The organism is Rhodoferax bucti (assembly GCF_005876985.1).
Lineage (GTDB): Bacteria > Pseudomonadota > Gammaproteobacteria > Burkholderiales > Burkholderiaceae_C > Allorhodoferax > Allorhodoferax bucti.
The window spans coordinates 75,220-101,422 of the sequence record NZ_VAHD01000004.1; the positions used below are offsets into that span (position 1 = coordinate 75,220).

At 62.9% G+C, this 26,203-nt stretch carries 19 protein-coding genes and 1 pseudogene; 12 read left to right on the top strand and 8 right to left on the bottom strand.

Annotated features, from left to right (window positions below; genetic code table 11):
• Positions 1–33: 33 nt before the first annotated feature.
• Complete coding sequence (locus tag FDM28_RS14865; RefSeq protein WP_087496806.1) at positions 34–342, top strand: DUF1330 domain-containing protein; 309 nt, start codon at positions 34–36, stop codon at positions 340–342.
• Between the two features lie 16 nt (positions 343–358).
• Here the strand turns inward: FDM28_RS14865 and moaC are convergent, their stop codons facing one another.
• The 3 genes from moaC to FDM28_RS14880 all read right to left on the bottom strand — a co-directional run bounded on the left by moaC (position 359) and on the right by FDM28_RS14880 (position 3,351).
• The gene (gene moaC, locus FDM28_RS14870) at positions 359–877 is read right to left on the bottom strand and encodes a cyclic pyranopterin monophosphate synthase MoaC (protein WP_138516496.1); all 519 of its coding nucleotides are present in this window, start codon (positions 875–877) and stop codon (positions 359–361) included.
• A 68-nt stretch (positions 878–945) separates the two neighbouring features.
• Positions 946–1,827, bottom strand: coding sequence for a MaoC family dehydratase (locus FDM28_RS14875; protein ID WP_170211802.1), 882 nt, complete (start codon positions 1,825–1,827; stop codon positions 946–948).
• A 147-nt stretch (positions 1,828–1,974) separates the two neighbouring features.
• Positions 1,975–3,351: an esterase-like activity of phytase family protein gene (locus FDM28_RS14880; protein ID WP_138516500.1), complete on the bottom strand. Its 1,377-nt coding sequence runs from the start codon at positions 3,349–3,351 to the stop codon at positions 1,975–1,977.
• 154 nt (positions 3,352–3,505) lie between these two features.
• On the opposite strand from FDM28_RS14880, the gene yaaA reads away from it, so the two are divergent.
• From yaaA to queF, 3 genes are read left to right on the top strand one after another with little or no spacing between them, the layout of a single operon-like run.
• Entirely contained in the window at positions 3,506–4,279 is a 774-nt protein-coding gene (yaaA, locus tag FDM28_RS14885; protein ID WP_138516502.1) for a peroxide stress protein YaaA, read from the top strand.
• Positions 4,280–4,306: 27 nt separating this feature from the next.
• Complete coding sequence (locus tag FDM28_RS14890; protein WP_138516504.1) at positions 4,307–5,206, top strand: alpha/beta fold hydrolase; 900 nt, start codon at positions 4,307–4,309, stop codon at positions 5,204–5,206.
• Positions 5,207–6,064 (top strand): NADPH-dependent 7-cyano-7-deazaguanine reductase QueF, encoded by an 858-nt coding sequence (gene queF, locus FDM28_RS14895; RefSeq protein WP_138516506.1) that lies wholly within the window; start codon positions 5,207–5,209, stop codon positions 6,062–6,064.
• Position 6,065: 1 nt separating this feature from the next.
• Here the strand turns inward: queF and FDM28_RS14900 are convergent, their stop codons facing one another.
• From FDM28_RS14900 to FDM28_RS14915, 4 genes are read right to left on the bottom strand one after another with little or no spacing between them, the layout of a single operon-like run.
• Positions 6,066–8,708 carry a bifunctional diguanylate cyclase/phosphodiesterase gene (locus FDM28_RS14900; protein ID WP_138516507.1) on the bottom strand — a complete coding sequence of 881 codons (2,643 nt, stop codon included), beginning with the start codon at positions 8,706–8,708 and terminating at the stop codon, positions 6,066–6,068.
• Position 8,709: 1 nt separating this feature from the next.
• Positions 8,710–9,861 (bottom strand): TRAP transporter substrate-binding protein, encoded by a 1,152-nt coding sequence (locus tag FDM28_RS14905; RefSeq protein WP_240792031.1) that lies wholly within the window; start codon positions 9,859–9,861, stop codon positions 8,710–8,712.
• 50 nt (positions 9,862–9,911) lie between these two features.
• Positions 9,912–12,557, bottom strand: coding sequence for a sensor domain-containing protein (locus tag FDM28_RS14910; protein WP_138516509.1), 2,646 nt, complete (start codon positions 12,555–12,557; stop codon positions 9,912–9,914).
• A 41-nt stretch (positions 12,558–12,598) separates the two neighbouring features.
• Positions 12,599–14,158 carry a methyl-accepting chemotaxis protein gene (locus tag FDM28_RS14915; protein ID WP_138516511.1) on the bottom strand — a complete coding sequence of 520 codons (1,560 nt, stop codon included), beginning with the start codon at positions 14,156–14,158 and terminating at the stop codon, positions 12,599–12,601.
• Positions 14,159–14,400: 242 nt separating this feature from the next.
• On the opposite strand from FDM28_RS14915, the gene FDM28_RS17995 reads away from it, so the two are divergent.
• The 6 genes and pseudogenes from FDM28_RS17995 (at position 14,401) to FDM28_RS14945 (ending at position 19,998) form a co-directional block, all read left to right on the top strand.
• Complete coding sequence (locus FDM28_RS17995) at positions 14,401–17,433, top strand: class I SAM-dependent DNA methyltransferase (RefSeq protein ID WP_138516513.1); 3,033 nt, start codon at positions 14,401–14,403, stop codon at positions 17,431–17,433.
• Positions 17,430–18,023 (top strand): hypothetical protein, encoded by a 594-nt coding sequence (locus FDM28_RS14925; protein ID WP_138516516.1) that lies wholly within the window; start codon positions 17,430–17,432, stop codon positions 18,021–18,023. Before FDM28_RS17995 ends, FDM28_RS14925 begins: the two co-directional genes overlap by 4 nt.
• Before the next feature lie 141 nt (positions 18,024–18,164).
• A pseudogene (locus tag FDM28_RS14930) lies at positions 18,165–18,428 on the top strand (BLUF domain-containing protein); the annotation flags it as partial.
• Positions 18,429–18,437: 9 nt separating this feature from the next.
• Entirely contained in the window at positions 18,438–19,442 is a 1,005-nt protein-coding gene (locus FDM28_RS14935) for an EAL domain-containing protein (RefSeq protein WP_138516850.1), read from the top strand.
• A 50-nt stretch (positions 19,443–19,492) separates the two neighbouring features.
• Positions 19,493–19,708, top strand: coding sequence for an addiction module protein (locus FDM28_RS14940; protein ID WP_138516520.1), 216 nt, complete (start codon positions 19,493–19,495; stop codon positions 19,706–19,708).
• Complete coding sequence (locus FDM28_RS14945) at positions 19,705–19,998, top strand: type II toxin-antitoxin system RelE/ParE family toxin (protein ID WP_170211806.1); 294 nt, start codon at positions 19,705–19,707, stop codon at positions 19,996–19,998. The genes FDM28_RS14940 and FDM28_RS14945 overlap by 4 nt, the downstream gene beginning before the upstream one ends.
• Here FDM28_RS14945 and dinB read toward each other — a convergent pair.
• Complete coding sequence (dinB, locus tag FDM28_RS14950; RefSeq protein ID WP_138516524.1) at positions 19,995–21,278, bottom strand: DNA polymerase IV; 1,284 nt, start codon at positions 21,276–21,278, stop codon at positions 19,995–19,997. The genes FDM28_RS14945 and dinB overlap by 4 nt on opposite strands.
• A 198-nt stretch (positions 21,279–21,476) precedes the next feature.
• Between dinB and FDM28_RS14955 the strand changes: the two genes are divergently transcribed.
• A complete protein-coding gene (locus FDM28_RS14955; protein WP_138516526.1) occupies positions 21,477–24,692 on the top strand; it encodes a methyl-accepting chemotaxis protein in 3,216 nt (1,071 codons plus the stop codon).
• Entirely contained in the window at positions 24,689–26,173 is a 1,485-nt protein-coding gene (locus FDM28_RS14960; protein WP_138516528.1) for a chemotaxis protein CheW, read from the top strand. The genes FDM28_RS14955 and FDM28_RS14960 overlap by 4 nt, the downstream gene beginning before the upstream one ends.
• Positions 26,174–26,203 lie beyond the last annotated feature (30 nt).

The following is a 26,203-nucleotide window of genomic DNA, read 5'->3' on the forward strand; positions in this document are numbered from 1 at the left end:
ACACTGGCGCCAAGCATTCCACAGGAGACAAACATGCCCAAGGGTTACTGGATAGGCCGTGTAGAAGTGTTTGACCCCGAGGCCTACAAGGCGTATCAGGCCGCGAATGCCGCGCCGTTCAAAAAGTACGGCGCCCGCTTTCTGGTGCGCGCCGGCCGCTTTGAGAATCCCGAGGGTGAGAGCCGCAGCCGCAATGTGGTGATTGAATTCCCCAGCTACCAGGCGGCAGTGGACTGCTGGCATTCCCCCGAATACCAAGCCGCCATCGCCCTGCGCAAAGACGTGTCGGTGATCGACCTGATTTTGATTGAGGGCTACGAGGGCGCGCAGCCGGGGGACTAAGCGGCTGACAGCGCGGTCAGGCGGTGGGCGGGGCGAGGTAGGTGCCCGACTTGCCGCCGTGCTTTTCAAGCAGCTTCACGTCGGTCATGACCATGCCTTTGTCCACGGCCTTGCACATGTCGTAAATGGTTAGCAGGGTGACCTGTACGGCGGTCAGCGCTTCCATTTCCACGCCTGTGCCACCTGTGGTTTCGGCAATGGCCAGGCACTGGATGGCGGGCGGGGTGGTGGCCGTGGCGTGAATCACTTCAAATTCGATAGCCACCCGAGTGAGCATGATGGGGTGGCACAGGGGAATGAGGTCGCTGGTTTTCTTGGCGGCCATGATGCCGGCCACACGCGCCACGCCCAGCACATCGCCTTTGGCGGCCTGCGCGTTTTGGATCAGGTCCAGCGTGTGCTGCTGCATCTGGATGCGCCCGCCGGCTACTGCCTTGCGGTGCGTCAACGGTTTGCCGGCGATATTGACCATGTGGGCATCGCCTTTGTTGTCGAAATGGGTCAGGGCTGAGCCTGCATCTGCGGGGTTGCTCATGGTAGTTTCCTCGTTCGCAATCAATGATGGGTGAGGCGGGCAGCTTCCGGGCCGGGTGCTGTGCGGGCTTAGAGCCTGCGCAAGGCGCCTTCGATATGCGGCTCGCCTTGCGGGAGCACGTTCAGCACAAAGCGGGTGCTGTCTGCCTCTTGCCGGGTATGTAAGGCCACTTCGCCGGGAATCAACAGGGGGCGCTTGAAGCGCAGATCGATTTGCAGGGGCGCGCAAGCGGGCAGATCGCGGCAGAGCAAGTCTACGCAGCGGGCGGCGCTGAACATGCCGTGTGCAATGGCCCGTGGGTAGCCGAACAGGCGTGCCGTGAAAGCACTCACGTGGATCGGGTTCCAGTCACCGGACGGGCCCGCAAAGCGGCGCCCTGCGTTGCCTGCCACCGCCCAGCGAGCCACAGGGCTGCCCCAGTCGGGCCGATCGTCAGGTGGCTGACGTTTTCCGTTACGGGGCAGGGGGGCTAGAAAGGTGCTGGTCTCAGTCCATACCGTCTCGCCCGCAGTTTGCAGCCGGGTATGCAAGGTAAAGGTCTGGCCGCGTTCGGTCGCCTCTATGCCATGGAGCTGGCAGTCCATGTCCAAGGTTTCAAAGTCGCCGATGGGGCGCAGGCACTGCATGCTGTTGGCTAGATGCACCAGACCCAGCAAGCGCAGGGGAAACTGCGGGTGGCTCATGATGGCCATGTGCAGGGGCATGGCCATGGCGTGCAGGTACAGCGGAGGCAAAAAACCAGCGTCGGTGAGGCCGCAGACCTCGCGGTAATGCTTGAGGCGCTTGGCGTCTGCCTGGGCGCCATACCACTGGGCTTCTACTGCAATCGCTAGTTGCTCTGGTGCTGCCTGTGCGGGCCGACCCGCCAGCAGGCTGCGAAACAAGGCCCCGCCATTGCGGGGCCGTGAAGAAAACGCCAGAGAAACGGGGGGCGAAGTGATGAACGGCATGGTGCCGCCATTGTGCATTGCGGCACTGCCGACAGCCCACACCGTTAGAGAGGTGTTTTGCGCAGGGCCGCCTTAAGCAAAACGCGCCCCCTTTTTTTTGGGCATTGGGGGGCAGCGACCCGCGCAGCGGCGGAGCGCGGGGGCTCTTTACTGCGCGTCGACCAGCGCTTGGATGTTGAGCAGGGTCAGCTCGTTGTCATCCGGCTTGCCCAGGGTGCGGCCGCTGGAGTAGGGGAAGTTGTTGTCGTTCACCACCACGATGTGGTTCGCATCCACCACGGTCAGGCCTTCAGGTCCGAGGTGGGGCAGCACAAAGGTTTCTTCGTTCGGGCCGCGCTTGGCCACGCGCTGGGGGTTAGCGATTTTGGTCAGGTCGATAAAGGCCACTTTCCTCACAAAACCATCGGCGTCTGCCTGGGCAAAGTCAATCTTGTAGATACGTTTGAAACGGGCAGGGCGGGTGAAGCAGTCGGTGCGGGGTTCGTCCTTGCAGACGTTGCCGGAGCCTTCGGAGGCATCGTCGCGCTCGATCACGAGGCCGGTGGTGGCACTCAGCATCTGGAAGTCGGCGGCCACATTGCCCGCTTCTTCAAAGGCATATTTCCACTGGCGGGTACTGTAGGTTTTGCTGGCGGCATCCAGTTCCAGAATGCGGGTGTAAGGCTTGCCATTGCGGCTCTCTTGGGCCTTGGCGGCGGCATCCCACAGCGGCCACTCAAACATGGGGTACAGCGTTTTGCCGTCGATGGACTTGGCCATGGGCTCAAAACCGCCGCTGCGGCGCACTTCAAAACCGGCATCGCCGGGGTAGTTGGGCAGGCGGCCATTCATGTAGTGGTCCGGACCGCGGTAGGCCTTGCCACCCACCACGGTCTCAATCACGCCCAGCACCTTGCCTTGGGGGGTCACGCGCAGCACATAGGGGCCGAACTCGTCGCCGATCCACCACTCATCGCCCACGATCTGGATGGACTCGGGGTCAAAGTCCACGCCGGTCAAAAAGCGCTCCGCAGTGGCTTCGTTTTGAATAGCGAAGGGCACCTTGCGGTCCGGGTCGCGCAGGAAGGTGGTTTTGAGGCGGGCCACGTCGCCTTTGGTCCAGTCGGCTTTCACGTGGTGCACCATCAGCAAGGCGTCTTGCGAATTGAGTTTGCTGCCAAAACCGTTGTCGGTCAGGGCCAGAAATTCATTTTTACCCAAGGATACGATGCCTGAGAAGCCTTGTACCGATTGGCCCTTGATCGGCAAGGTGCCGCCGGATTTGCGGGGGTACTTGGGGTCGCCCACAAAGCTGATGCCTTCAATGCTGCCCAGCGCCTCGGTGCGCTGGCGGTTGGCCGCGTTGAACTTGCCCGCAGTTTCAAAGAACGGGCCGGCGGCCTTGGGCGCTTTGACGGTGGTAGTGAATGGCACCGCGGCATGGCCGGCAAGCACGGCGGTGACTTCGGTCTGGGCTTGTGCGCTCATGGCGGACAGGGCTACGGCCAGCGAGGCAGCCAGGCGGGTGGGGGAGAAAGCAATCATGGTGGTCAAGGTTCCCAGTTGAAGAAGGCGCCGAGGCTAAGCCGTTCATATGAAGAAACCGTGACGCTCCAGCGGGGCTTCGCGCCTGCCGGCGGTGGGCTGCAGACCTTCGGGATAAACTGGCTAGCTCGCCCCGCGCAGCCCCCGAATTGCCATGTTGTTTTTGCTCTCCCCCGCCAAATCCCTGGACTACGACACCCCTCTGAACGGGCAGCCGCACACCGCGCCTTTGTTTGTGAAGCAGTCCAAAGAACTCATCACGCTGCTGCGTGACTACTCCCCGCAGCAGATCGCCGAGCTGATGGACCTGAGCGACAAGCTCTCCGCCCTGAACGTAGCCCGCTACGCGGCCTGGTCGCCCAAAGCCACCGAGAAGAATGCCCGCCAGGCCGTGCTGGCCTTCAACGGCGATGTGTACGACGGGCTGGATGCCAAAACACTGGGCTCCGATGACCTTGCTTGGGCGCAGGAGCACGTGTGCATTCTGAGTGGGCTGTACGGCGTGCTGCGCCCGCTGGACTTGATGCAGCCCTACCGCTTGGAGATGGGCACCGGCCTGAAAGGCCCGCACGGCAGTAACCTCTACCACTACTGGGGCCGCCAGCTCTCGGACTACCTCAACACCCGCTTGCAGGCCGACACCACGCCGGTGGTAGTCAACCTAGCGTCCAACGAATACTTCAAGGCGGTAGACCTGAAAGCGCTCAAGGGCAGGGTGGTGGAGTGCGTGTTCCAGGAATACAAAGATGGCAAGTACAAAATCATCAGCTTCTTCGCCAAAAAGGCGCGGGGCCTGATGGCGCGCTACGCCATTGAGCACCGTCTCAGCACGCCCGAGCAGCTCAAAGCCTTTGACGTGGACGGCTATGCGTATGCCGCCGAAGAGTCCACGCCCGAACGCCTGGTTTTCAGGCGAAATAAGGCTTAGGCGCCCGTATATATTGCGCAAGCAGCTATGAAAATAAGAGCAAACGGTATCGACATCGAGGTCGAAGACAGCGCCCGGTACGACCTGTCTTTCACCCACAAACCGGCCGTGCTGCTGATCATGGGGCTGGGCTTGCAGCTAATTGCCTGGCCGCAGGAGCTGGTGGAGGAGCTGGAGGCTGCAGGCTTGCGCGTCATTCGCTTTGACAACCGCGATGTGGGCCTGAGCACCCGCATGGAGGCGGCCGGTAAACCCAACCTTATGTGGGCCAGCCTGCAGTACAAGCTGGGCTTCACCCCTGCCGCCCCTTATTCCTTGAGCGACATGGCCGCAGACGCGATCGGCGTGCTGGACGCGTTGGGCGTGGCGCAGGCCCATGTGGTGGGCGTGAGCATGGGCGGCATGATTGCGCAGCGCGTGGCGCTGGCCGCGCCGCAGCGGGTGCTGAGCCTGACCAGCATCATGAGCAGCAGCGGTGCCAAGGGCTTGCCGGGCCCCGACCCGCAGGTGCTGCGCGCCATGATGAGCCGCCCGCAGGGCAGCAGCAAAGCGGCGGTAATTGACCATTCGGTGGGCTTGTTCCGCGCCATTGGCAGCCCAGCGTTTCCAATCCCCGAGGCTGAGTTGCGGGCCCGCATCACCGCTGGTGTGGAGCGTGCCTTGTACCCGGTGGGCACCTTGCGGCAGATGGTGGCGGTGGTGTCTGACAGCGGCCGGGCCGCCTTGCTGCCCCGCATCACCGCGCCCACGCTGGTGGTGCACGGCACGGCCGACCCGCTGGTGCCTTTTGCCTGCGGGCAAGACACCGCACGCCGCATTCCCGGTGCTACGCTACTGCCTATTGAAGGCATGGGCCACGACCTGCCGCCTGAACCCACTCGCCGCATCCTGGCCGCGCTGCGGAGCCATTTCGAACGGAAATCCTGAATGAACACCCCCGAACAATCCCAACTTGGCAAGTCGTCCGCCTATGTGGACCAGTACGACGCCTCGCTGCTGTTTCCCATCCCCCGTGCAGGCAAGCGTGCCGAGATCGGCATCACCAGTACAGCGGCTGGTGCAGCACCGTTTTTCGGTGCCGATTTGTGGACCGCGTTTGAGCTGAGCTGGCTGAATGCGCGTGGCAAGCCCCAGGTGGCGCTGGTGCACTTCACGATTCCGGCCGAATCGCCCAACATCATCGAGAGCAAGTCGTTCAAGCTCTACCTCAACAGCTTCAACAACACCCGCTTTGCCGATGCCGCCGAGGTGCTGCAGCACCTGCGCACCGACATCGCCGAAGCCGCCTGGCGCGGCGGCCCGGTGCAGTCAGTGGGCGTGCGCCTGATTGCGGCAGACCAGTTTGACCGCGAGCCCATTTACGAGCTCGATGGCCTGAACCTCGACCGCCTGGACGTGGAGTGCACCCGCTACCAGCCGGCCCCCGAGCTGCTGAGCACCGCTCCGGCCGAAGAGGGCGTGGTGAGCGAGGTGCTGGTGAGCAACCTGCTCAAGAGCAACTGCCTGGTCACCGGCCAGCCGGACTGGGGCAGTGTGCAGATCAGCTACACCGGCCTGCAGATTCAACAGGAGGGGCTGTTGCAGTACCTGGTGAGCTTTCGCAACCATAACGAGTTTCATGAGCAGTGCGTGGAGCGCATCTTCATGGACATCTGGACCCGCTGCCGCCCCACCAAACTCACGGTGTACGCCCGCTACACCCGCCGCGGTGGGCTGGACATCAACCCCTTCCGCACCAGCCACCCGCAGGCTCTGCCAGGCAATACCCGTACGGCGCGGCAGTAATTTAATTCAGAAGCTGGGCTTCAAACGCAGCCAAGGGAACCGGCTTGCCGAATAGATAGCCTTGGCAGCGGTGGCAGCCGTGGCGGGCCAGGAAGTCGCGCTGCGCCTCGGTTTCCACGCCTTCGGCCAGCACCTCCAGCCCGAGGTTGTTGCCCATGCCGATGATGGTCTGGATGATCATCGAGTCGGTGGCCTGCACCCCGATGTTGCGCACGAAGGACTGGTCGATCTTGAGCTGGTCCAGCGGCAGGCGGGTGAGGTAGGCCAGCGAGGAATGGCCGGTGCCAAAGTCGTCCATGGAAAAGCGCACGCCCAGTTGCTTGAGGGCATGCATTTTCACGACGGTGTCGTCCACGTTGTCCAGCACCAGGCTCTCCGTCAGCTCCAGCTTGAGCAAATGGGCGGGGGCGCCGCTGTGGCGCAGCACCTGGCGTACCTGGTCCACAAATTCGCTGTGCCGGAACTGCCGTGCGCTTACGTTCACCGAGAGCTGCAGCGCGGCGGTGCGCGGGTCAGCCCGCCAAGCCACCAGTTGGCGGCAGGCTTCTTCGAGCACCCACAAGCCCATGGGCACGATGAGGCCGGTGTCTTCTGCCAGCCCGATGAATTCACCCGGTGCCACCAGCCCTTTGCTCGGGTGGTGCCAGCGGATGAGCGCCTCGGCCCCCACCGGCAGGCCGGTGTCGGTGACTTGCAGTTGGTAAAACAGCTCAAACTGCCGCTCTGCCAGGCCGTGGCGCAGGTCGTTTTCGAGGTTGGCCCGGCTCTCAATCGCAGCGAGCATGCCGGGGTCGAAAAAACACAAGGCGTTGCGCCCGGAGTTTTTCACCTGGTACATCGCAATGTCTGCCTGCTTGAGCAGCTCTGCAGCCGATTGCTTGCCGTCGCCGAACAGGGCCACCCCGATACTGGCCGAGCTGTTGTATTGCTTGCCTTTGAGGTCGTAGGGCTGGTTCAGGGAGCGGAGCACATTGTCGCCCACCAGCTGGGTCTGGCGTGCCGCTTCGCCGGGGTCTGCGCTCAGGTCCAGCAGCATCACCACAAACTCGTCGCCGCCCAGCCGCGCCACGGTATCGGCCTCGCGCACACAGTTTTTGACGCGCGCAGCCACTTGTTGCAGCAGCAGGTCGCCTACGTCGTGGCCCAAGGTGTCATTCAGGGTTTTGAAGTGGTCCAGGTCCAGAAACAGCAGGGCCCCATGCCGCTCGGTGCGCAGGGTGGCGGCAATGGCTTGCTGCAGCCGGTCGGCCAGCAGGCGGCGGTTGGGCAGGTTGGTGAGCGGGTCGAAAAAGGCGAGTTGCTCAATCTCGGCGCTGGCACGACGCAGGCGGGTGACGTCCTGGTAAACGATGACCACGCCTCCGTCCGGTGTGGCCCGCTCGGTGATTTCAATCACATGCCCGTTGGGGAATTCCCGTTCATGGCTGTGCAGCCCCTGAGAGAGCATGGCCATGCGGTTGGCAACCCAGCGCCGGCGGGCGTCTTCGCTCACCTCGCCCAGCGTTTCGCTGGCGGTGATGTGCAGCATCTCTTCAAACGAGCGGCCGACGTGGATGTCTGCCGCCTGCCAGGGGTACATCTGCAGGTAGCGCCGGTTCCAGGTGACGACGCGGCGCTGGGCATCCAGTAGCAAAAAGCCGCTTTCCATGGCTTCCAGCGCCTGGTCGGTCGTGGCCTTGGCCACGCTGATGGAGTGCTGGGCCTGCACCATGCTCTGCAGGTAGCGCACCCCGGCATAGCCCGAGACCGCAAAAAACAGCACCGAGAGCGCCGTGACAAACACAATCACCTGCAACTGCACATTCCAGTCTGCGAGCACCGTGTCCATGGGAATGCTGGCGGTGATCATCAACTCGTTGTAGAGCGTGGCCCGCGAGGCCACGACTGCCGGCCGTTGGCTGATGCGTGATTGCATTTGCACCGCAGCGGTGTTGGTATCCGGGGAATTGCCGAGCGCTGGGCTCAGGAGCAGGCCGGTCAGGGCATCCTGGGCGGGCATGCTGGCCAGCAGCTGCCCGTTGGCGCGTTCCAGGGTGGTTTCCAGTTGGGTGATGTCCGCACCTTGCACCATGATGGTGGTGATCAGATTCACCGGCACCTCGGCCACCGCCAGCAGCTTCTTGCCGTCTGCCAGTTTGAGGTGGCGGGCAAAGTACAGCATCGGCTCCGAACTGCTGGGGCTGAGCACCGGCTGGCTGATGAGCAGGGTGGATACGGGCTGCTCGATGGCCAGCTTTACAAAGCCGGGCAAGGTGCCCAGGGTGGCTTCGTTTTCCGGGCTTTCGGAAGAAGCGATGACTGTGCCTTCGGCATCCAACAGCCACACGTTGCGCACCAGCAGGTTTTGCCGCGTGGCGCCCTGGATCAGCTTGCCCGCCAGCGGGCCTTCCAGCCAATCGGCTTGCATGTTTTCGAGGTTGAGTTGGCTGTTGAGGCTGGCCAGCAGCACATCCACCCCCAGAAAGCTGCGGTTCACCGCGGCTTGCGCGCCGGTCACAAAGCGTTCGGCCTGGGCTTTGCCATCGGCAATGGCACTCTGGTGCAGATTGCGCGCCAGCAACAGCCCTGCGCTGACCACGGCCAGTATCAGTATGGCGGTCAGCAGGACGACGAACCGGCTCTCGGGGGCGTAGGGCTTTTTCATGTCAGGGCTTGCCGGTGCTCGGGGCGAGCAGCGGTGGCTGCTGTGCGCCTATGGTCTGCTCCCAGATTGCTTTGCAGCGGCTGTTGCAGCGCTGCAGCCAACGGGGCAGCACCACCTGGTGCAGGATGTTTTGCCGCAGTTTTTCGTCTGCGGCGGTGGCCAATACTTCTTTTATGCGGCCCCGGCGGCCATTCACACATTCGGGCGCGCCCCGGTTGCAGGCCAAGCCCTCGTTGGTTTGCAAGTCGCTCTCATGCCAGATGGCGGCTTCCAGCTTGGGCAACTCGCGGCGCAGCACGGTGCGCAGGTCCGAGGGCAGGGCCTCCCAGGCGGTGGTGTTGGCACCAAAAATAGCCAGGCCCCAGGTGATGGGCAGCGTATACACATAGCTGGTGACTTCGTGCAGGCCCAGCACATTGCCCGACATGGTGCCGGTAATGGCGCACTCGGTATTGCCTGAGGCCATGTTGGGCAATATTTGTGCAAAGCCGGTCACTACCGGAATGGCGCCCAGTGCACCCACAAAGTCGGATTGGGTAATGCCCGACACCCGTACCCGCCGCCCGGCCAGGTCGGCCAGCGAGGCAATCGGTTTTTTGCAAAACACCACCTGCGCCGGGTAGGTGTAAATGGCCAGCAGCTCAATGTGGTGGCGGTTGCGCAGGGTTTTTTCGAGGTAAGGGCGAAATGCGGAAATGTTTTTGCGCAGGGTCTGGATGTCGGGGTTCATGCCCGCCAGGTCTGCCGCCGCAAACTCCGGAGCCTGGGCAGAGGCTTGGCTTAGCAGCGCCGTGCCCAGCGGCACCACGCCCAGCTGCATCAGCCGCAGCATCTCGTCGCCGGGAATGCCGGATTGGTCAAACGGCGCAATCTCTGCGGTGTATTTGCCGTCCGTCAGGCGGGAGAGTTCTTCGGTCCAGAAGGGGGCTTCGTTGCGGGTGTATTGGTTCAGGCCGGCCAAGCCACCCACCACCTTGAGCCGGGTGGGCGCTGTAGGTGTGTTCTCGGCCAAGGCGCCCACGCTGCCGCACGCCATAGCCGCCACTGCCAGGCACCGCAGGGCCACGCGGCTGGCCAAGCTTGCAAACTGGGCAAAGCGGGAGTGAGGGGAGCGAGCGTCCGGGCGGCGGTGCATCAAAAAACTGTTTCTCATGATTTGAGAGGCACTGTAACGGCAAGACGCTCCAGTCTGCGCGACTCAGATCACAGAATTGTGTTTTGCATGCCGGCAGACAGGGTTAGCGCATCGGCCGGCGCCGGGCGGCCAAAAAAGTAGCCCTGGAAGGCATCGCACTGCATTTCGGCCAGTGCGTCACGCTGCTCTGCGGTTTCTACGCCCTCGGCAATCACCGTCAGGCCCAGGCTGTGACCCAGCGCCACCACAGTGCGGGCAATGACCGCATCGCTCGGGTCGGTGAGCACGTCGCGCACGAAGGACTGGTCGATCTTGAGTTGCGAGAGCGGCAGGCGCTTGAGGTACGAGAGCGAGGAGTAGCCGGTGCCAAAGTCGTCCAGCGAAAAGCTCACGCCCAGCGCCTTGATGGCCATCATCTTGACGATGATGTCCTCCACATCGTCCACCAGCATGCTCTCGGTCAGCTCCAGTTTGAGCTTGTCGGCCGGCGCGTGGTGACGTTGCAAAGCCTTGCCTACGCTGCACACAAACTCGGGCTGGGCCAGTTGGGAGGCGCTCACGTTCACCGCCAGCGTCCAGTGCGCCGTCATGGGGTTTTTGCTCCACTCGTGGAGCTGCTGGCAGGCGCTGTTGAGCACCCATTCGCCCAGCGGCAGGATCATGCCGGTCTCTTCCGCTAGCGGAATAAAGTGGGCCGGCGACACCAGCCCGCGCACCCGGTGGTTCCAGCGCACCAGGGCCTCGGCACCGGTGCAGCGGCCCTGGCCGTCCATTTGCACCTGGTAGTGCAGCACAAACTCGTGGCGTTGCAGCCCCAGCCGAATCTCTTTGGCCAGCTCGGCGTGGGTGGTAACTGCGGCCTGCATGACCGGATCAAAAAAGCGCGCGGTGTTGCGGCCGGCGGCCTTGGCCTGGTACATGGCCACGTCGGCTTTTTTGAGCAGGTCGTCAATGGTTTCGTGGTCTTCCATGAACACCACAATGCCAATGCTGGGCGTGCTGTTGTAGGCGTGGCCGCGCAGGCTGTAGGGCAGGGCCAGGGCGTCCAGAATTTTGTGGGCCACCACCTCGGCCTGGGTGGCGGCGTCGCCGGGTTGGCCGCTCAAGCCTTCGAGCAACACCACAAACTCATCGCCGCCCAAGCGGGCTACGCTGTCGCCCTCGCGCACGCAGCTGCGCAGCCGGTAGGCCACTTGCTGCAGCAGCTCGTCGCCCACATCGTGGCCCAGCGTGTCGTTGAGCAGCTTGAAGTGGTCCAGGTCCAAAAACATCAGCGCGCCGTGCTGGCCCAGGCGGGTGGAGTTCGCCATGGCTTGGCGCACCCGGTCCATCAGCAGGCGGCGGTTGGGCAGGCCGGTCAGCGGGTCGTAAAAGGCGAGGCGGCGGATTTCTTCCTCATCCTGGCGCTGCTGGGTGATGTCGCGCAGGGTTACGACAAAGGTTTCATTCTCGGCATGCGGAATCCGCGAGGCCGATACATTGATAGGCCGCAGCACCCCGCTGGGGTGGCGGCTATTGATTTCGGTGCTGGTGCCCTCTTCGCCATTGCTTTCGGCGTCATCCAGAGAGTCCAGCAGGGTCAGGTGGCCGGCGGCGTTGCGAGGCAAGGGGGCGCCCAGCAGCTCGTCCAGAGTGTGTGGCCGGGCAGCATCGGGCGCATAGCCCATGATGCGGCAGGTAGCCTTGTTAAAGGTGTGAATGCGGCCGTCGCGGTCCAAGGTGACCAGGCCATCCATCATGCTGTCCAGAATGGCTTGGCGGTAGCGGCCTGCCTCTTCCAGGGCCTGGCGGTCGATCTGGATTTGCCGAGCACTTTGGTCGTTTTCAATCGCCAGGCTCAGCAGGTAGGCGCTGCGGCGTGCGGCCTGCAGCTCGTTGTCGGTGGGAATGCACACCCGGCCGTAGTAATTGGCAAAGGTGCCCAGCACCCGCCCCTTGGTGGAGCGGATAGGGATAGACCAGCACGCCCGCAGCCCGTAGGACAGTGCCAGGTCTTTGAAATCTGCCCAGCGGGGGTCAGTGGCAATGTCGGACACCACCACATCCTGGTTGGTAAATGCGGCCGTACCACACGAGCCCATGTTGGGGCCAATGGCCACGCCCTGCACAGCCAGGTTGTCAACCGCGGTGCAGTAGTCCACCGGCAGGCTGGGGCCGGCACCGTGGCGCAGGTACTGGTCGCTGTCGTCCATCAACAGCACCGAGCCCATCACGCCGGGGAATATGCCCTCGTATTGCACAATGAACTCGGCCATGATGCGCCGCAGCGGCGCGCCCGAGGCCAGCACTTCCAGCAGGCTGCGCTCGGCGGCGTTTTGCTGCTGCAACTGGTGCTGCTCGGTAATGTCCCGGGTGGAGCCCACGATGAAGGCGGGCTGGCCCGCGCTGTCAAACACCGGGGCCAGCGTGGTCAGGGTGTGGCGAGGGAGCTGCTGCCCGGTGCCGACCACATCGTCTTCTCTGAAGATAGGTTGCCCGCTGGCAAACGCCTCCAGGTCCCGGGTGTAAAAAAACGCCAGCTGCTCTGCGCTCAGTATCTCGCTCACCGCCGTGGTGGTCGTGCCCCCGAGGGCAGGCGCCACCGACTCTTTCCACGCCTGGTTCACATACATCACGTGACCCTGCGTGTCTTTTACAAACACCGGCACCGGCACTGCATTCAGCAGTTGAATCAGTTCCGGAGCTTCCAGTGTGTGCAGTCTCTTGTCAGGCATGTCCAGTTCAGCGGCGTGGCCGCCTCGTGTTCGTTGTGAGCCTATGGTAGCTGGAACACCTGCACCGCCCGCGACACCGAGGCCGCGCTGCCATTGAGGCCGTCGGCCGACGCCGCGCTCTCTTCCACTAGCGCGGCGTTTTGCTGCGTCACCGTGTCGAGCTGGGTGACGGCTTCATTCACCTGCGAGATGCCGATGGCCTGCTCTTTGGTGGCGCTGGTAATCATCTGAATCAGGCTGCCCACCTCTTTCACATTAGCCACCACGGCATCAATCGTTTGGCCGGCGCGCTTCATCTGGCTGGAGCCCTCCGAAATTTGCTCGGACGACTGGGCAATCAGCTCGCGAATCTCTTTGGCCGCCGTAGCGCTGCGCTGGGCCAGGGCCCGCACTTCGCTGGCCACCACCGCAAAGCCACGGCCCTGCTCGCCGGCCCGGGCTGCCTCTACTGCCGCATTGAGTGCGAGGATGTTGGTCTGGAAGGCAATGCCCTCAATCACGCTGATGATGTCGCGCATCTTGCCGGACGACTGGTCGATGCGCTCCATCGTCGTAATCACATGGTGCACCGCATCGCCACCCTCGGTGGCCGTTTGGGAGCTGCGCGCGCTTTGCTCCGCCACGCGGCTGGCGGTGTCGGCGGTTTGCTTCACGGTGCTGGAGAGCTCCTCCATGGAGGCGGCGGTTTCTTCCAGGCTGCTGGCTTGCGACTCGGTGCGGGCCGACAAATCCATACTGCCCGACGCAATCTCGGCCGCCGAACGGCTGAGGTTGTTGATTTCCTCGCGCACATCACCCACCACCGCGCGCAAGTTGATTTGAATCTGCCGCAGCGCCCCCACCATATTGCCCAAAGGCGGCGGGTAATCGCTCGACACCGTAGAGCGCAAATTGCAGCCTGCCAAGTCGTAAGAAAACTCTTCGGCCGCCTTGATGGCGGCCGAAAACCGCAGGGTGAACCACGCCATTACCCCGCCGGCACCAGCCAGAAGCAGCAGCAGTTGGGCCAGCGGGCCGGCCAGCAGCTCCCAACCCAAGATTTCGGGCGTCATCGCCAAGGCCACCATGCCCAGCAGGGCCAGGCCCAGCCGCGCAGTCAGCGTAATGCGGCCCAGCGCGCCGGCCCAGCCGCGCACGCCCCGGTAGCGCACCTCGCCACCGCGCAGGTACACGGTGGATTTGCCGGCCTTGTCCTCCTGGTTAATTTGGGCATACAGCGCCTCGGCGGCCTGAATGTCTTGCCGGCTGGGCTTGATGCGCACCGACATATAGCCCTTGGGTTTGCCGTTTTCCAGAATCGGGGTCACATTGGCCTGCACCCAGTAGTGGTCACCATCTTTGCGGCGGTTTTTCACCAGCGCGGTCCAGGGATGGCCGCGGCCTATGGTGTTCCACATGTCGCGGTAAGCAGCGGGCGGCATGTCGGGGTGGCGCACCAGGTTGTGGTTTTGGCCAATCAACTCTTCGTAGGTGAACCCGCTGGTTTCCACAAACGCGTGGTTGCAGTGGGTAATGACGCCTTTGGTGTCCGTCATGGACACCAGCATCCGGTCGGACGGGTAGTCGTACTCTCGCTGGGTAACCGGCAAATTGACGCGCATATGGACTTTCCCCTTTTTTAATGGATTCGTTTAAATCACTAAAGACCCTGCACGCTTCTATTTAGCGCCAGGGCCTATAGATAAGTCAATCTGAATAAAGCAGGGGCAAACCCACCCCTCTTTTGAAACTTGACTACGATCAAATAGATTTGAAAACAAATAAAACAAATAAAGTCAAATTCAATTTTTGCACTGAATTCTACAAATAAGCCATCACTACAAATGCATCATGATGTGGCCCCATGAACGCCACGCAATTCATCGCCAAATGGGGCCCCGGCGGCCCCGCTTACGACCTCAACGAGCGCCAAGGCGCGCAGCCCCACTTCATCGACCTATGCCAACTGCTGGGCGTACCCACCCCCGGCACCGATGGCGACTACCTGTTTGAGCAAGACACCCTCATCGTGGGCGAAGCCCGTGGCTATGCCGACGTGTTCAAGCGCAACCACTTTGCATGGGAAAACAAAGCCCCCGGCCGCAATTTGGATGCTGCGCTCAAGCAGCTCCTCACCTACAGCCTGGCCCTCAGCAACCCGCCGTTGCTGGTGGTGTGCGACCGGCTCACCATCCGCATCCATACCCAGTTCAACGGCCACCCGTCTGAGGTACACACGGTGCTGCTGGGCGAGCTGGCCCAGCCAGAAAAGCAAGCCCTGCTGCGCCGCTTGTGGACCGACCCCGAGAGCTTTCGCCCCAAAAAGACCAGCCGCGACATCACCGAAGCCGCCGCCAAAAGCTTTGCCACCCTGGCCGAAGGCCTGCGCAAGCGCGGCCCCGGCACCAACGAGCATGCCGACGAAGTGGCCCACTTCCTTACCCAATGCCTGTTTTGCTTCTTTGCTGAAGACGTGGGCCTGCTCCCCGGCCGCATGTTTGAGGGGCTGGTCAACAACAAGCAACTCACCCCCGAGCGCCTGAGCCAAGGCCTGACCAACTTGTTCACGGTGATGCGCAAAGGCGGCCTGTATGGCAACGACGACATCCCCTGGTTCAACGGCGGGCTGTTCAAGAAGGTGAAAGTGCCCGCGCTCACCATCATGGAAGTGACCGAACTGCGCAACGCCGCGTCGCTCAACTGGTCAGCCATTGATGTGTCCATCTTCGGCACCCTGTTTGAACGCGGCTTGGACCCCGCCAAGCGCAGCCAGCTCGGCGCCCACTACACCGACCCGGCCACCATCCTGCGCATCGTAGAACCAGTGCTCACCCGCCCGCTGCTACAAAAATGGGAGCTGGTCGCGCAGGAAATACGGGCGCTAATGGCCAAAAGTGTCAAAAGAAACGACAAGCACCACCGCGCCGCCCAAACCCAGTTTGTGCGCTGGCTGGAGCAGCTAGACGCCTACCGCGTGCTCGACCCCGCCTGCGGCAGCGGCAACTTTTTGTTTTTGGGCCTCAAGGCCTTGAAAGACATAGAGCACAAAAGCCACCTCGACGCCGCCAACCTCGGGCTAGACCGGCAGGCCGACTTGGTCACCGGCCCGCACAACGTGCTGGGCATTGAGCTCAACGAATACGCCGCCGAGCTGGCGCGCGTCACGGTGTGGATTGGCGAGCTGCAGTGGCGCATAGAGCATGGCTACGACTTCAAGACCAACCCGGTGCTGGAGCCGCTGGACCACATCGAGTGCCGCGATGCGCTGCTGGCGTTTACGCCGGTGGACGCCCCCTCGTCCTCAGAGGGCGGGGCTGGCGCGGCCCCGACATCCGCCCCGCCCCAGCCCCTTGTGGCAACGGAGGCAGAGTGGCCCCGAGCGAGTGTGGTGATTGGAAATCCACCATTTTTGGGCGATCGCAAAATGATTCGCGAGTTGGGCGAGGCCTACACCCTCACGCTGCGCAAGGTGTATGCAGACCGCGTGCCCGGCGGGGCAGACCTGGTGTGCTACTGGTTTGAGAAGTCGCGCAAAGCTATCCAGAGCCATGGTTTGGGCGCAGCTGGCTTGGTGTCTACCAACTCCATACGTGGCGGCGCCAATCGCAAAGTGTTAGACGCCATTTGCGTCGATACGCGTATTTACGAAGCCTGGAGTGACGAAGGCTGGGTCAACGACGGTGCGGCGGTACGGGTGTCCTTGGTGGCATTTGGCCACGCCGATCAGCCCGCCCAATTGGACGGTGCCCCGGTGGCAGCCATCGCCGCAGACTTGAGCGCACAAGATGCGGCGGGTGGCGGCGACCTCACCACCGCCGCCAAGTTGCCCGCTAATGCGGGCGCCTCCTTCATTGGTACCCAGAAGAATGGCCCGTTCGACGTACCCCGCGAAACCGCTGTGGCGTGGCTGGCCCAGCCTAATCCCCATGGGCAATCGAACGCGCAAGTGGTGCGGCCGTGGGCGAATGGCCTAAGCGTTACCCGCCGTCCAGAGGACGTGTGGGTTGTTGACTTCGACAAGATGTCCGAGTCAGATGCCAGCCTCTTCGAGTTGCCTTTTGCTCACGCTGCACAGCACGTCAAACCGACACGCCTAGAACTTCGGCGCGACTGGCATCGCTTGCACTGGTGGTGCCACGGAGACCCTCGCCCCGCGATGAAGCTGGCACTTGCGCAAATACCGCGACAAATCATTTCGCCGCGTGTATCCAAGCATCGTGTGTTTGCTTGGTTTAGCAGCGCAGTGCTGCCTGATAGCGCCGTCGTCGCTATCACCCGCGCCGACGACACCACCTTCGGCATCCTGCACAGCCGCTTCCACGAACTCTGGTCGCTGCGCATGTGCACCTGGCTCGGCGTGGGAAACGACCCACGCTACACCCCCACCACCTGTTTCGAAACTTTCCCTTTCCCCGAGGGCCTGACGCCTGCCGATACGGCCCACCAGCGCACTGAGGCGCTGGCCGGTGGGGCGCTGATTCCGGCCGAGCTTTCAGAGTCCAATCGGCCTCTAGCGCCCGTTAGTTCTGCGCTAGCAGCTCCTAAAACAGTAGCAATCGGCATCGCCCAAGCTGCTAAGTGCTTCAACGATTTACGCGATAACTGGCTCAACCCGCCCGAGTGGACTGAGCGCGTGCCCGAGGTGGTGCCGCTGGGCATGACCACCAGCCCTTACCCCGACCGCATCGTGCCCAAACCCGGCTTCGAGAAAGAGCTGGCCCAGCGCACCCTCACCAAGCTCTACAACCAGCGCCCCGCCTGGCTGCACGCCGCGCACGAGGCGCTGGACGCAGCCGTCGCCCACGCCTACGGCTGGGCCGACTACACCCCCGCCATGCCCGACGAAGAAATCCTGAAGCGCCTGCTGGCCCTGAACTTGGCTCGGGCCGCCGCATGAGGCGACAGCCCCGCGTGCAGCACCACCAACTGGTGGCGCTGCCGTGGCAAACCGATACCGGTTTACTGGGGCCTGCGGTGCCAGATTGGGCGCTAGACAGTTGGGCCAGCAAGCGCCACCGGCATCAGCGCTGGCCCATCGTGGGAGGGGTGGCGCTGCCCAAAGCGCCCACCTATGTGTGTGCGGTGTACCCGTCATTTAAACAAGTGCGTGGTGCGCTGGCCGAGTGGCTGTGCGGTGTGCAAGCGGCTGGCCCCCTGGCGCTGAACGAGCTACTGGCTCGGTTTTGCGCGAGCACAACCACGCTGGAGGACGGTGCTCTGTGCCTCGTGGTGCCGTGGGTGGGCACCGCCAGCACGGGCTCGGCTACCAGCACGGCCCCTGCGCTGCCTGCGTGGCTGGCAACGCTGGGCGAGCGGCTGGTGCGGCGCATACAGGCGCTGCGTGCCAAGTCTTACGGCAGCGGCCGGTGGTGGCCGGCGCCGCAAGCGCTGCAACTACTCGTTGGGCCCGACGGCCGCTTGACCGCGCGCCTGGCATTCGCCCCTCACTTTTGTCCGCCCGGTAAGCCGTGGTGCATGTGGCCATGAAAAAGCCCACCGCCTGTGCTCTGATACGCACAAGAAAAGCTTGATGTGTATCAATAAAGGCAATATCGGTGGGCTAGGCAGGCACAAAGGGGCGGGGTAGCATGGGGCAGAACTTTCACCCTCCTGGACAGGAGGTAACCCATGCTCTCGCAGCTCATTTACACCAGCCAGGCCATTTCGGGCCTTACCGATGCGTGCTTGCAAGACATTGCAGTCACCGCGGCCCGCTTCAATTCCATGGTCGGCATCTCCGGCCTGCTCGTGTTTGACGAGGGCTGCTTTTTGCAGGTGCTGGAGGGGGACGACGCGGCCATCCTCCCGCTCTAACAGCAAATCAAGCAAGACCGGCGGCACCGCAATGTGGTCAAGCTGATTTACGAGCCTATTGCCAAGCGCCGCTTTGCCAATTGGGGTATGCGCCTGGTGGCGGAGGGGGGGGTGGACCGTGGGGCAGACGGCGAGCCCACTCCCGTGCAGCCCTACGGCAGTGCAACGGCCCTGGAGAACTGGCGCGAGCTGTTTATCAACGATGCCTTTGCCCACATTACGGAAGACCGGGTGCGCACGGTGCTCGACGCCTTCGCCCGTGGCCGCTGGCACCCGCGCACCGCCGCCACGCCCGGCGGCGCCCACAGCCACCCCGGCGCGGGCCGCCATGAAGCGGGCGAGCTGTTTATTCCCGGCTGCGCGCTGAGCGACGACCAGCGGCAAGGCCTGCCGCCCACGGCGCCCTTGTTTGCCTTTCAGCCGATTGTGGATTTTGAGAACGGCCGCATCAGCTCCTACGAGGCGCTGCTGCGCGGCCCGGCGGGCGAGCCGCCGCACAGCGTGCTCAGCGCCTTCACTGGCGCGGCGCTGCACCGCTTTGGCCTGCACAGCAAAGCCGCCGCCATGGCCATTGCCCGCCAGCTGGGTAGCGAAGCCCGCCTGTCGCTCAACCTGCTGCCCGAGTCCCTGCTGGTGGACGACAACGCGGTGGACCAACTGGTGCGCGCCGGCGCCGCCTGCGGTTTCAGCCCCGACCGCATGGTGCTGGAAGTGACCGAGGAAGAAGCCATCACCGACCCCGAGCGCTTTGCCGCCGCGGTCAACCGGGTGCGCGCCGCCGGCATGCGGCTGGCGATTGACGACTTTGGCGCGGGCTACGCCGGCCTGTCGCTGCGGGCCGACTTTCAGCCCGACAAGCTCAAGATCGACCGCTGCATCGTCCACAACGTGCACGAAAGCGGGCCACGCCAAGCCATCGTGCGGGCGATTGTGGAGTTTTGCTACTGCCTGGGCATCTCGGTCGTGGCCGAGGGGGTGGAGACGGCGGAAGAATTCCACTGGCTGCGCAGCGCCGGGGTGCACCGCATCCAGGGCTTTTTGATTGCCCGCCCCCAGCTTTGCGCCTTGCCGCCGGTGTGCTGGCCGGGCTAAAACAGTTGGCCCGTCAACCCGTCAACCCGTCTGCCTGCTAGACTTTCTGTATGAAAGCTGCACTCCAACCCGTTGAGCACCTCGGCAAATTTGAGCGATTGCAATTGGTCGAGGATTTGTGGGATGACTTCGCGGGCGAATCCACCTCCGAAACCCGGCCAGACGTCCTGCAAGAGCTGGAGCGCCGTGCCGCTTGGCGCGATGCCAACCCGGGGCAGGGCAAAACGCTGCAAGACATCGCCGCTGCGCTGGGCGTGCGCTTGTGAGTTATCAGGTACTGTTTGAGCCCCCTGCCCAGCTAGACATCGCAGAGGCGTTCACTTGGTACGAAGACAAGTCTTATGGACTGGGCGGTGACTTTTTACGGGTGATAGCCGCCGCCTCGGAGCAGCTACAGCGCAACCCCCACCTGCACCCGCCCACGCAATCCGGATTCCGCCGCGTATTGCTGCGTCGTTTTCCCTACGCGTTGCATTTTCAGGTGCTGGATAACGCGGTGGTGTCTGTGCTGGCCTGCCTGCACCACCGGCGCAGCCCCAGCCGCTGGCCAGGCTAAAACAGCTGGCCGGTCAAACCGTCCGCCTGCCCATCTGCTCCGTTTTTGATAGCTGCTCGCGCACGTTCCGCGGGCGCTAGAGGCCTATTTGGCGCTAAAGACTCCGCCTCGGCCGTCGGCAGCAGCGCACCCACCCGCACCCCCAGCAGGCGCAGGCGCTGGGTCAGCGGGGCGCGCTTGAGGCATTGGCCGGCGATACGGCGAATCTCCTGGGCGCTTGCGGTGTAGTGGTCTACCGTGATGTCGCGCGTCAGGCTTTTGAAGTTGTCAAACCGCAGCTTGATGCCCACGGTTTTGCCCACATAGCCTTTGCGCTGCAAGTCGTCGGCCACCTGCTCGCACAGGCGGGTGAAGATGGCGCCGAGTTCGGCCTTGTCGCGCACGGCGTGCAGGTCGCGCTCAAAGGTGGTTTCGCGGCTCATGCTGACCGGCTCGCTCTCGGTGACCACCGGGCGCTCGTCTTGCCCGTGGGCGGCGGCAAATAGCCAGGCGCCGGTGCGGGGGCCAAAGGTGTCCATCAGCCACTGCTGGTCGCGGGCGGCGAGCTGGCCGATGGTCTCGATGCCGTGTTTTTTGAGCTTTTCGTCCGCTTTGGGGCCGATGCCATTGATCTTGCGGCAGGCCAGCGGCCAGATCATGGGCTCCAGATCGTGCTCGTGCACGATGGCAATGCCGTTGGGCTTGTTGAACTCACTGGCCATTTTGGCCAGCAGCTTGTTGGGTGCCACGCCCACCGAGCAGGTGAGGCCGGTGTCGTCAAAAATGGCTTTCTGGATGAGCCGGGCCAGCACCCGCCCGCCCTCGCGCTGGCCGCCGGGTACGTGGGTGAAGTCGATGTACACCTCGTCCACCCCCCGGTTTTCCATCACCGGGGCAATCTCGGTGATGAGGGCCTTGAAGCGCGCCGAGTAGTGCCGGTATTGCGCAAAGTCCACCGGCAGCAAGATGGCTTGGGGGCAGAGTTTGGCCGCCTTCATCAGCCCCATGGCCGAGCCCACGCCGAACTGGCGGGCCGCGTAGGTGGCGGTGGTAATCACGCCCCGCCCGGTGTAGCCCTGCAAGAGCGGGAAGTCAGTCACCGGAATGTGGTGCAGAGGCCTGTCGGCGTGCCGGAGCAGCAGCGCGTCGTCTGCCTGCCGGCGTCCGCCGCCTATGACGACCGGTAAGCCCTTGAGCTGCGGGTACCGCAGCAACTCCACCGAGGCGTAAAACGCGTCCATGTCCAGGTGCGCAATACGGCGCACGGGGCTGGCGGGGGTGGATGCAGTGGGCGGCGGCATAGCCCGGTAAGGATAGCAAGGCCGCACATGCCCGGGCCTTTGCTCAAGTCCCCCGCCGGCATGACGAAATAAAGCTAAAACCCATTGATTTAGCGGAAATCGATAAAAATAATAATGTTGACATCAAATGTTTTAAACATTAAATTTGCTAAAGTTTGATTTTTCTCAAAACCCGCTGCACCACCCGCAGGAGCTTTTATGACTGCTGAATCGCCCGTTTTCACCGGAACCCACCCTATCGACGTCTCCAAGCTCCCGCCCGCTGCGGTGGAAGATGCATTGCTCATGGGCAAAGCCTGGTACGAAACCCAGCCCACGGTGCAGTACGCGCTCGACGGCAAAGTGCTGGGTGCCAGCCTGCCTTACCTGCAGCTCATGGGCTACACCGCCGATGAAATGGAGGGCTTGAACCGCCGCGACTTTTGCACTCCTGAGACGCTGCAAGACCCGGCGTTTGAGTCGTTTTGGAATCGCGTAGTGGCGGGTGAGTCGCTCACCCAGGTGCGCACCATGGTGCGCAAAGATGGCAGTACCCTGTTTTTGAACTGCGTGTTTGTGCCGGTGCGCAATACGGCGGGCGAGATTTACAAGGTACACAAGCTGGCAACCGATGTGTCCGGCACCAGCGTGCGTGCTCTCGAAGACATGGCCAAGTTCGCCGCTATTGATGGCATGCAGCCGGTGATTGAGTTCACCGCCGATGGCACCATCACCGGCGCCAACCAAAACTTTGTGGACTCCACCGGCTACACCCGCGACGAGCTGGTGGGCCAGCCGCACCGCAAGCTGTGCTTTGACGACTTTGCGGACAGCGAGGCCTACCGCGAGTTTTGGGCCAGCCTGAACGATGGCAAGCCCCATGTGGGCGAGGTGGAGCGCCGCCACAAAAACGGTACCCCCGTGTGGCTGCAGTGCACCTACACCCCGATTGCCGATGTCGAGGGCCGTGTGGCCAAGGTGGTGAAGTTCGCCATCGACATCACCAGCAGCAAGCTTCACTCTTTGGAGATTGATGCCAAGCTCCGCGCCATTGACCAAACCCAGGCGGTGATTGAGTTTGACGTGCAAGGCAACATCCTGGATGCCAATGCCAACTTCCTGCAGGCCATGGGCTATAACCTGCAAGAGCTCAAGGGCCAGCACCACCGCATTTTTTGCGCGCTGGAGTACACCCAAAGCGAGGCTTACAAAGCCTTTTGGGCCGACCTGGCCGCCGGAAAGCCCTCTACCGGCGAGTACCTGCGCCTGAGCAAGACGGGCTCCCCGGTGTGGCTGCAGGCCACCTACACCCCGGTGATGGGTGAGAGCGGCAAAGTGAGCAAGGTGATCAAGTTCGCATCCGACGTAACGCTGGCGAAGAAAAAAGCCCTTGAAGACGAGGGCAAGGTCAATGCCATTAGCCGTGCGCAAGGGGTGGTGGAGTTCGATATGGCGGGCAATGTGCTCACCGCCAATGCCAACTTTTTGAGCCTGATGGAATACGGTCTGGACGACATCGTGGGCCGCCACCACAGCATGTTTGTGGAGCACGAAGAGGCGGGCGGCAGTGCCTACCGCGCCTTTTGGCAGAAGCTGGGCCGTGGTGAGTTTGACGGGGGCGAATACCTGCGCTTTGGCCGGGACGGTAAGCGGGTGTGGATACAGGCCACCTACAACCCCATCCTCGACCTGGAGGGCAAACCCTTCAAAGTGGTGAAGTTTTGTACTGATATCACTTCTACCAAGCTGCTGGCGCTGGAGAGTCAGGTGCGGATGCAGGCGGTGCTGAGCGCCTCGTGCGTGTGGGAGATGGACCGCAACGGCACCATTCTTAAAGCCAATGAGCTCATGTGCAAAGCCATGGGCGGCACCGAAGTCGACCTGGTGGGCAAAAACGAAAACGACTTCATGTTTGACGACACTTCAGACCAAGCCGCCCGCAAGCAGCGCTGGCTCAACCTGCGCGAGGGCAAAACGGCGGCTGGTGAAGTGCGCCGCAAAGCCCTCAACCGCAATGAAGTGTGGTTTGCCACGACCCTAAGCCCCTTGATGGGCTTGGATGGCCAGCTCTCAAAAGTAGTGGTGGTGAGCCAAGACGTTACTGCCCAAAAATTCCAGCGCCTGGATGCAGAGGGTAAATTGGGCGCGATTGACAGAGCGCAGGCCAGCATTGAGTTCGACATGACAGGCAAGGTGCTCATCGCCAATAAAAATTTCCAAAAGCTCATGGGTTACGAGTTGGACGAAATGGTGGGCCGCCACCACCGTATGTTTGCCGAGAGCGCTTATGCGGCATCGGCCGAATACCAGGCGTTTTGGGAGCGGCTGGCGCGCGGTGAGTTTGAGAGTGGCGAGTACAAGCGCATTGGCAAAGACGGTAAAGAGGTGTGGATACAGGCCACCTACAACCCTATCCTCGACCCGCGCGGCAACCCGATAAAAGTGGTGAAGTTCGCCACCGATGTGACGGAGGCCAAGCTGCACAGCGCCGACTTTGAGGCCAAGGTGAACGCCATCGACAAGGGCCAGGCCGTGATCGAGTTTGACCTGCGTGGCAATGTGGTCGCCGCCAACCGCAACTTCCTGGCCAGCATGGGCTACACCCTGCGTGAGGTGCTGGGCCAGCACCACAGCATTTTCTGCACCGTGGAGTACCAGCAGAGCGAGGAGTACCGCGATTTTTGGCTGCGCCTGAACGAGGGCGAGTTCATCACCGGGCGCTTCCAGCGTTTGGGCAAGTACAGCCGCGATGTGTGGTTGCAGTCCACCTACACGCCTATTTTTGACCTCAACGGCAAGCCGGTAAAGGTTATCAAATACGCCTTCGATGTGACCAAGGAAGTGACGCTGGAACACAGCATTGTGACCCGGGCGCATGAGATGAAAAACAACATCAAGAGCCTGGTGCAAAGCATTGGCGAAGTCGCCGAGAACTCGGGTATGGCCTCTGCCAGGGTGAATGAAACCGCCGAAGCCGCCCAGGCGGGCAGCGCCTCGGTGCGGCAGTCCATGGAGGCGATTGAGCGCATACAAGCCAGCACTACCAAGGTGGCCGACATCGTGCGCATCATTGGCGATATTGCCAATCAGACCAACCTGCTGGCGTTTAACGCTGCCATTGAGGCAGCCCGGGCGGGGCAGCACGGCGTGGGCTTCTCGGTGGTGGCGTCAGAGGTGCGCAAGCTGGCCGAGCGCAGTGCGCTGGCCGCCAAAGAAATGGTGGGGCTGATTGACGAGTCGAGCGCCCAAGTGAAAGAGGGCGCACTGGTCAGCCGCGCGGCGGCAAAGAGCTTTGAAGGTATTTTGAGCAACCTGCACACGGCGGTGGACAACGTGTCGCAAATTGCCAGCTCCACCGCCGACCAGCGGGCCATGGCCGACTATGTGGCCGAGTTGATTGCCGGCCTGTCCATGGCTGCCAAGCAGAAAAAATGAGCACCGAGCACGCAGAGCAGCGCTTCGGGGTGTTTCGCCTCGGGCAGATGCAGTTGGCTTTGCCGATTGGCGCGCTCAAAGAGGTCACCCCCATGGGCGCGCTCAGCGCGCTGCCCAGCGAGGCGGGCTGCATCATCGGCGCCATCTCGCTGCGCGGCTTGATGGTGCCGGTGCTGGACTTGCGGCTGGTGGTGCAACACCAGGGCGAGCTGCCCCCCAATGCCGATGTAGTGGTCATGGAGCACGAAGGCCGCCTGCTGGGCCTGGCCGCCGATGGCGTGGTGGGCGTGTATGTGCTGCCTGCCGACGGCGTGAGCCCGGTCAGCCCCATGGAGCCATTGGCCTCGGTGCTGCAAGCCGGCTTTCAGCGGCCGGACGATGGCACCCTGGTGAGCGTGCTCAGCCCCACGGCGATTGCCCGCATTCCCAAAGTGCCGTTTGTGACCGCGCCGCAGAACGCGCTGGCGGGCAACGCACTCACGGCGGGCGTCGGTAAAAATTCAGCCGGCCTGATTGCCGACCCCCGCCACCTCATGCTGATGCGCTGCAGCGGCATACCGGTGGCCATGGCTTCGCAGGCGGTGTTTACCACCCTGATTCAGCCGCAGGTGCAAGGCGCGCACATGGCCTCGGGCAACTTCAAGGGCATGATGCGTTTTGGCGAGCAAGACATTCCCGCGCTCGACCTGGCCGCGTTGTGCGGCTTTGCCCCGCGCGATGCCAGCCAGCCGCCGCAAGCGTTTTTGATGCAGTTTGCCCAAGGGCTGGTGGCGTTTTTGGTAGACGAGGTGGTGAACGTGGTGGTGGCCGATGGGCACCAGATTGCCCCGGTGCCGCTGTTTGCCAACCTCAAGCCCGGCCGGTTTGCCGGCGCACTTCCCGCAGAAGCCATTGCCGAAGACGCGGTGCGCTCGGGGCCGGCGATGGCGGGTTTTCACCTCATTCTGGACGATGCGCACATGCTGGCCGACCCCCATTTGCAAGACGTAGCCGCCATGGCCCGCCAAAGCACCCGCCAAGAAGAGGGCCTGAGCACGGTGGCGCGCACAGCCAAGTCCAAGGGCTTTCGCGAGTTCGGGCAAATGGTGAGCTACCACGTGGGGGTGGATGTGGCCTCGCCCATCCAGCAAATTGCCGAGATATTGACCTGGGACGCCCAAGCCGCCATTCCCGGCATGAACGGCAGCAGCCTGCTCATGAGCCGGGGCCGGCCTATACCGGTGTACTGCCTCTCTGCCCTCTTGGGCAACGCGCGCGGTGCAGCGGCTGCGCAGACCAGCGGCAATGTGCTGGTGGTGGAGGTGAGCGACCAGCTGGTGGGCTTTCGGGTGCCGCACCTGGTGAGCATTGGCGAGGGCAAAACCGCGCCGCGCGAGGCCTCGGACCTGCTGCCCGATGTGGTGCTACTGGGCCAGGGCGACGACGAAAAGGTACTGCGCCTGGTGGATTTGCAGGCCCTGGCCCGCACCCTGCTGGTGTAGCGCCCTAACAGCCGCCTCGGGTAAGATGCC

Excerpts from the sequence above, each read along its gene's own strand:
- FDM28_RS14865 (WP_087496806.1), top strand. The coding sequence starts at position 34 with ATGCCCAAGGGTTACTGGATAGGCCGTGTAGAAGTGTTTGACCCCGAG.
- moaC (WP_138516496.1), bottom strand. The coding sequence starts at position 877 with ATGAGCAACCCCGCAGATGCAGGCTCAGCCCTGACCCATTTCGACAAC.
- FDM28_RS14875 (WP_170211802.1), bottom strand. The coding sequence starts at position 1,827 with ATGCCGTTCATCACTTCGCCCCCCGTTTCTCTGGCGTTTTCTTCACGG.
- FDM28_RS14880 (WP_138516500.1), bottom strand. The coding sequence starts at position 3,351 with ATGATTGCTTTCTCCCCCACCCGCCTGGCTGCCTCGCTGGCCGTAGCC.
- yaaA (WP_138516502.1), top strand. The coding sequence starts at position 3,506 with ATGTTGTTTTTGCTCTCCCCCGCCAAATCCCTGGACTACGACACCCCT.
- FDM28_RS14890 (WP_138516504.1), top strand. The coding sequence starts at position 4,307 with ATGAAAATAAGAGCAAACGGTATCGACATCGAGGTCGAAGACAGCGCC.
- queF (WP_138516506.1), top strand. The coding sequence starts at position 5,207 with ATGAACACCCCCGAACAATCCCAACTTGGCAAGTCGTCCGCCTATGTG.
- FDM28_RS14900 (WP_138516507.1), bottom strand. The coding sequence starts at position 8,708 with ATGAAAAAGCCCTACGCCCCCGAGAGCCGGTTCGTCGTCCTGCTGACC.
- FDM28_RS14905 (WP_240792031.1), bottom strand. The coding sequence starts at position 9,861 with ATGAGAAACAGTTTTTTGATGCACCGCCGCCCGGACGCTCGCTCCCCT.
- FDM28_RS14910 (WP_138516509.1), bottom strand. The coding sequence starts at position 12,557 with ATGCCTGACAAGAGACTGCACACACTGGAAGCTCCGGAACTGATTCAA.
- FDM28_RS14915 (WP_138516511.1), bottom strand. The coding sequence starts at position 14,158 with ATGCGCGTCAATTTGCCGGTTACCCAGCGAGAGTACGACTACCCGTCC.
- FDM28_RS17995 (WP_138516513.1), top strand. The coding sequence starts at position 14,401 with ATGAACGCCACGCAATTCATCGCCAAATGGGGCCCCGGCGGCCCCGCT.
- FDM28_RS14925 (WP_138516516.1), top strand. The coding sequence starts at position 17,430 with ATGAGGCGACAGCCCCGCGTGCAGCACCACCAACTGGTGGCGCTGCCG.
- FDM28_RS14935 (WP_138516850.1), top strand. The coding sequence starts at position 18,438 with ATGCGCCTGGTGGCGGAGGGGGGGGTGGACCGTGGGGCAGACGGCGAG.
- FDM28_RS14940 (WP_138516520.1), top strand. The coding sequence starts at position 19,493 with ATGAAAGCTGCACTCCAACCCGTTGAGCACCTCGGCAAATTTGAGCGA.
- dinB (WP_138516524.1), bottom strand. The coding sequence starts at position 21,278 with ATGCCGCCGCCCACTGCATCCACCCCCGCCAGCCCCGTGCGCCGTATT.
- FDM28_RS14955 (WP_138516526.1), top strand. The coding sequence starts at position 21,477 with ATGACTGCTGAATCGCCCGTTTTCACCGGAACCCACCCTATCGACGTC.
- FDM28_RS14960 (WP_138516528.1), top strand. The coding sequence starts at position 24,689 with ATGAGCACCGAGCACGCAGAGCAGCGCTTCGGGGTGTTTCGCCTCGGG.